This is a genomic window from Pseudovibrio sp. POLY-S9 (genome assembly GCF_001431305.1).
Taxonomy (GTDB): Bacteria; Pseudomonadota; Alphaproteobacteria; order Rhizobiales; family Stappiaceae; genus Pseudovibrio.
Map to the genome: position 1 here is coordinate 1 of NZ_LCWX01000081.1, position 5,073 is coordinate 5,073.

5 protein-coding genes are annotated in these 5,073 nt (G+C 48.1%); 2 read left to right on the forward strand and 3 right to left on the reverse strand.

Translation table 11 applies throughout. The features are described 5' to 3' along the window. The first annotated feature begins 129 nt into the window (after positions 1 to 129). On the forward strand, positions 130 to 846 hold the full coding sequence (locus PPL9_RS06445) for a hypothetical protein (RefSeq protein ID WP_057461926.1): 717 nt from the start codon (positions 130 to 132) through the stop codon (positions 844 to 846). A gap of 179 nt (positions 847 to 1,025) precedes the next feature. Here the strand turns inward: PPL9_RS06445 and PPL9_RS06450 are convergent, their stop codons facing one another. Then, positions 1,026 to 1,301, reverse strand: coding sequence for a hypothetical protein (locus PPL9_RS06450; protein ID WP_057461927.1), 276 nt, complete (start codon positions 1,299 to 1,301; stop codon positions 1,026 to 1,028). Positions 1,302 to 1,902: 601 nt separating this feature from the next. On the opposite strand from PPL9_RS06450, the gene PPL9_RS06455 reads away from it, so the two are divergent. Next, positions 1,903 to 3,315: a Shedu immune nuclease family protein gene (locus PPL9_RS06455; RefSeq protein WP_057461928.1), complete on the forward strand. Its 1,413-nt coding sequence runs from the start codon at positions 1,903 to 1,905 to the stop codon at positions 3,313 to 3,315. Positions 3,316 to 3,400: 85 nt separating this feature from the next. Here PPL9_RS06455 and PPL9_RS06460 read toward each other — a convergent pair whose 3' ends face one another. Together PPL9_RS06460 and PPL9_RS33105 are read right to left on the reverse strand one after the other, a co-directional pair. Further along, a complete protein-coding gene (locus PPL9_RS06460) occupies positions 3,401 to 4,396 on the reverse strand; it encodes a tyrosine-type recombinase/integrase (RefSeq protein WP_057461929.1) in 996 nt (331 codons plus the stop codon). Positions 4,397 to 4,893: 497 nt separating this feature from the next. Continuing rightward, positions 4,894 to 5,073 (reverse strand): hypothetical protein (locus tag PPL9_RS33105; protein ID WP_208989215.1); only part of this gene is annotated, 180 nt, incomplete at its 5' end.

Below are 5,073 nucleotides of genomic sequence, written 5' to 3' on the forward strand. Positions count from 1 at the left end.
GTCCGACTTGATGACGGCAAGGAGCATATTGTCGTCTGGCATCCGGACGGCGCATTGGGCGGTGTTACTGAAGGCAACACACCTGGAAGCGCGCCCTCAGGACGCAAGGTTTTCGAGTAGGGGGTATTTATGAGCAAGTTTCAGGAGCTTCGCCGGACCCGCAAGTGGAAGTGGGGCAAGCGGCTTGCCATCACGGCAATTATCTTTGCTGTTGTAATTGATCTAGGCTTGAGAGGACTAACAAAGGCCATGTGGAAATCATTAAGTGATGATATCACCGATGAGCGACCAGGTCATGTTCTGGCTGAGGAATACTGGGAAGACCAAAAGATCTGGCGCGCGAAAGAACAGCGAGAAGATGAGGCACAACCTTGTCTAGCCGGTATCAAATCAATACCACTTCGCTTGCAACTGACCAAAGGTATTGATTATCTTGATCCCTCAACCACCCGAATGATTGTCAGTGTCAAGGATGACATGGGATCATATAGAGGCACCACCACTTATATGGGGCCGCTTGTGCGGGAAGTGAACTTTGAAGCCCGCTACTGTCCGGATCACCTCAATGTAGATGATCCTTTCCACCGTGAAGCTCATAACTGGTTTTACATGATCGCGGTTGACATGGAAAAAGGCCGCTACATAAATTTTGCTGCTGAAGAAAGCTACCCAATAGGGGCCTGGAGGGATGTCATCGTCGAACTTTATCCCTGGGGCGAGCAGACGCTTGATCCTGGTGGTAAGTTTAACGGCCACCATATCTATCCAGCTGACCCGAAAGCGGTCGTGCCGGAGCGTTATCGCCGCAAAGTGCCAGGTCCCTCACAACTAGCGCCCTGGAGGTAAAGAACTTAGGCTAACTGGAACGAGTGTGCATTTTGGGGTTGAGTATTATCAACCAAAGACAGCTATCTCGGATCTGATGGAAGTTCCACCCTGATAGATCCTGCGCATTTGACGACCGACAGCATTGTGTAAGCTGATGAGCCAACAGGCTTAATGACCTGTTGGCTCACTCATTCTCGTTAAAGTACCGTTGTGACCATGTCCTCAAGTACCTCATATTGCTCCTCCGTTAGCCAAGCCTTCAATGGCCCTTCCAAGCAAGAAAAGAGACCGACCGGCTGATCGGTGTTCCAACGTCCCGTTTGACCAAACTCTTTCAGCACATGATAAGCGTATACACTTAAATCTGCTGCTGCTAACAAAGCTGACAAACCTGTTGGGTCCGTTGTGATTTTTGCCACTCTAAAAAAAAGTCTTTTACGGCGGAAGATAGTCCTCCAATTTATTGAGTACATAACTCATTCTCCTTAGTAATATTTTCTGCATCTGTTCACCTCTTGGGTTGGATGCATTTTTGAATTGCTGACCAGATGGATATCCATACGATCAGCGCGGAAATTTGCGCGCAAACACGCGCTACCGAACTTGCTTTTCAAGTCGGATTAAATAGGAGGGCTTAGCCTTCCAATACCTATTTAGCGAAAGAGGATTCAAAGCAGCTGAAGTTTCACTTAACAGCTTAAAGCCTCATCGGCCTTAGTCAGATGAGCAGTAGAAGCAAACTGCAAATCCGCTCCCAACAACATCATCTAATATGCTCATAATACAACGATATTTACGATCCACCAAAAGTTTTTTGGGGGATGCAACTCATAATCTCTCCCTTATTTAAAAAAGTTGGGATCGTAAAATCTTCAGTTTTCGAATTTTATTTGAATTTTTTGAACAAGGGGCTCAGATTGGGCATGTTCAGGATACATGTAAAAGATTCCATTCGTTCTGAACCAATCTCACGCAAGGGATCTGCTCAGGTACTGGGCAGAACCGGACACTGGAGCAACTCACTATCAGTTCTTTCAGTATTCTAAATGCGATTCCACGGAGGCCGCTGAATAGATGGCAGTTATTACCCCTTTGCCAGATCCAAAAGGAGAAATCCAGATTGAGGAGCTTCATCCGCGATGCATCGATGTTTGGTTCACCCCTGAAGATGAACGACTGCGTGCCGCTGGAATTGACCAGAAAGATCGGGAAAAGCACCGCGTGAAGCTACTCAAGATGTCGGCCCAGGATCACTACATCTCAGTCTTCCCGGTCAGTATGCTGCCGCGCCAGCCGGAGTTCCTAAAGCCAAAATACCAGCAGATTCGCGAGATCACCATCGCGGAAACCGATCTTTGGGACGTGCATTTAGATGAAGAGTTACCAAAGACGCGCGACGACATCATAGAAGTTTTGCATAAATTTCCGTCGGGGTTCACCAAGAACCCCGATTACGGGCTCGGACTGGCAAAGGAGTATCGCTTTGTCGTTGAAGCCGTGGAAGCGATGTCGGACTGTACCTCGATTGTGATTTCACCAACAGAGGAGACTCGTGCGGACGATGCCGCAGGTATCTTCTTCATTTCAAAAGCGGACTTCGACAAGGTGCGCCGTAAGATCAATTCAATCGCTACCGCCAGCCAGTTAGCTGGGAGCTCGGTGAAGGACGCGACAACCTATAACTACCTCGCTGATAGAATCGGCAAACCGCAGGTGGAGGTAACGGCAGGGCGCTCCCCGGTTCGCCGCATGATCACTGCGAAAGCAATGGGTGAGGAAGTCTTGGCAGAAGACGTACAGGATGCCGTCATTCATGCCCTGACGAAGACCGCGAAATCACTGGGAACGGAGCAGACAGAACGGCTTGCACAATTGCAGAGCGACATTGAACTCGTGACCCTTGAGGCACTGATTGAGCGTTTCGAAGGAATGCTAGGGAAGAAACTTGACGAAGCCAAGTGGCAGGAGTTCTTCAACGCCAACTCGTTTATCCTGAACATGGCGTTCGGCTACCCTGTGATCAAGGTGCGCGATCAAGCGTCGGTAGGCGGACGGAAACTATCCGGGGAAGGTGAGAAGATCACTGATTTCCTCGTCAAAAACAGCTTGACCAATAATACCGCTGTGTTCGAGATCAAGACGCCACATACACCAGTGCTGAACAAGCGGCCATTCCGCGAGGGGGTCTATACTCCTTCCTCAGACCTATCTGGATCAATCAATCAGGCACTCGACCAGAAGTATCAGCTCCAGAAACAAGTTGCTCAGATCAAGGAAAACTCCCGGCTCTACGACATTGAGTCCTACGCAGTTCATTGCTGTCTGGTTGTAGGAACGACGCCTGAAGGTGAGGACCGCCAGAAGTCGTTCGAGCTGTTCCGTAGAAATTCAAAGGACGTCGAGATCGTCACCTTTGATGAACTCCTTGAGAAACTGAAACAGCTGGGCGAGTTCCTTCGTTCAGCGGATCGTGAGCATACCAAATGAGTTTCAATGTCTAAGGGCACCACAATCAGGCCAGAAATCTGCATCGGTTTTACGGTCCAATCGTGTCGACTAACCAACGGTTCTGTCAGAACTCAAAAACCTCTGTGCTCTTGCGACGAGTAGCCAGGTTCCGATGGTCATAAATCTGAGTGGTTGTGACGCTGGCATGGCCCATGTTGTCACGAATTGTCAGGATATCGACATCACTTTCAAATTGTAAAGTGGCGTAGGTGCGTCTCAGATCATGAGCTGAACACGGTGAGATTTTGGCCTCAGCCGCCAGCTTGGTTACAATGTAATGCAAGCCGTCTGCAGTTAATCGGTCTTCTGTGATGGCCTCCCCACGTGATATGCCAAAGAACAGAGCACCTTCGTGAGAACCACGGACCCGGTCGCACCAATCCCACAATCTGCTTTGTGCTGCCGCTGGCAAGAACGCTATTCTTTCCTTGTTTCCCTTTCCAATAAAAGTGAGCGTGCTGGTATTCCAATCAATGTGTTCGTAATCTAAATGAACCAGTTCAGCCCTGCGTAGCCCGCACATGGACAATATGCACACAATGGCAGCATCACGTAGCCCACGAATATTATGCCTCTGATCACATGTCTTCAGCATCGCAAGTAACTCATCTTTTGATAGAGCGCGCCCTTTGGCTATCTGATAACCACTAACATGCGGAAGATCTTCTTTGATTTTCCTGTAAGCATTCTCAGGCATGAGATCAGCAAGCCATGCTTCACGAGCTACACCTCGGAGTGCTGCCACTGAGTTTCGTATACTTCGCGAAGATAACCTTTTGTCTTTACGTAGATATTCAGCATATCCAATGATAGCCACACGACTTAACCTTGCCCATTCACACGTCCGCCAGGTCGCAGTATCATCTCGTGCAAACCATTTGGCTGCACTGTTCAGAACACTCGTCATCGTGCGTTTGCTGGCATCAGACTGCAGTCTGGCAAGATAAATCATTGCAGGATTTACGGTGATGCCCGGAGCAACATCAGCCTGAAGAGAGTGACGTTCCAAACGGGCAGGCAAAAATGTAGCTTTTGTGTTTGCTTTAGCCTGAGAGCTCATGAATGACTGCTTTTCGGATCTCGATCTACGAAGTTCGGGGCGCAAACAGCTGGTCTCGTGTCAGCGCAGTTTCAGCTCACTGGCGATAGAAAGTTAAGCCTTACGCCTGTCCGTGAGCCTTACTAAATTAAATACTCATTTATCGAAATAGCAGCAACAAATACGACTGATAACTTATGTAATACCTGTGAGTTGACCTACCAATACAAATGCACATTAAGAATTGTTAGCTTATGATAAAGTTTCTTTCTAGTTTTGTTCTGGTATTACAAAACTAGTACACTACGAAATATCGCCCTGCTGCCTTTGTAAACTAAAATATCGGTGTACTTACTTCATCACCTCAAACGAGACTGTCATCATAAGCTTGCTCAGCTTCAAAGACCGCATCCGCTTTACTCCCGCGATAACCACTAGCAATCTTCTCTGCGCCCCGCTTAACGATGAACGACCATAGACTGACTTCACTGTCATCTACGCACCTTTGCACCCGCATCCTAACTGTAAGAACCTGCAATCATAATCCGTCGGGCTTGCAAACATCGCGATTTTGAGCTCGAATTATCTGCATCTATCTGGGGTGTCAATGCTGGGTCAAATTTCCCCAAAAGTGCTGGACCAAATTTCCCCAGTTTGAGGTTTGGTGACCAGCCTTTTTTTAGGTCTAGTTCTCCTTT

Excerpts from the sequence above, each read along its gene's own strand:
- PPL9_RS06445 (WP_057461926.1), top strand. The coding sequence starts at position 130 with ATGAGCAAGTTTCAGGAGCTTCGCCGGACCCGCAAGTGGAAGTGGGGC.
- PPL9_RS06450 (WP_057461927.1), bottom strand. The coding sequence starts at position 1,301 with ATGTACTCAATAAATTGGAGGACTATCTTCCGCCGTAAAAGACTTTTT.
- PPL9_RS06455 (WP_057461928.1), top strand. The coding sequence starts at position 1,903 with ATGGCAGTTATTACCCCTTTGCCAGATCCAAAAGGAGAAATCCAGATT.
- PPL9_RS06460 (WP_057461929.1), bottom strand. The coding sequence starts at position 4,396 with ATGAGCTCTCAGGCTAAAGCAAACACAAAAGCTACATTTTTGCCTGCC.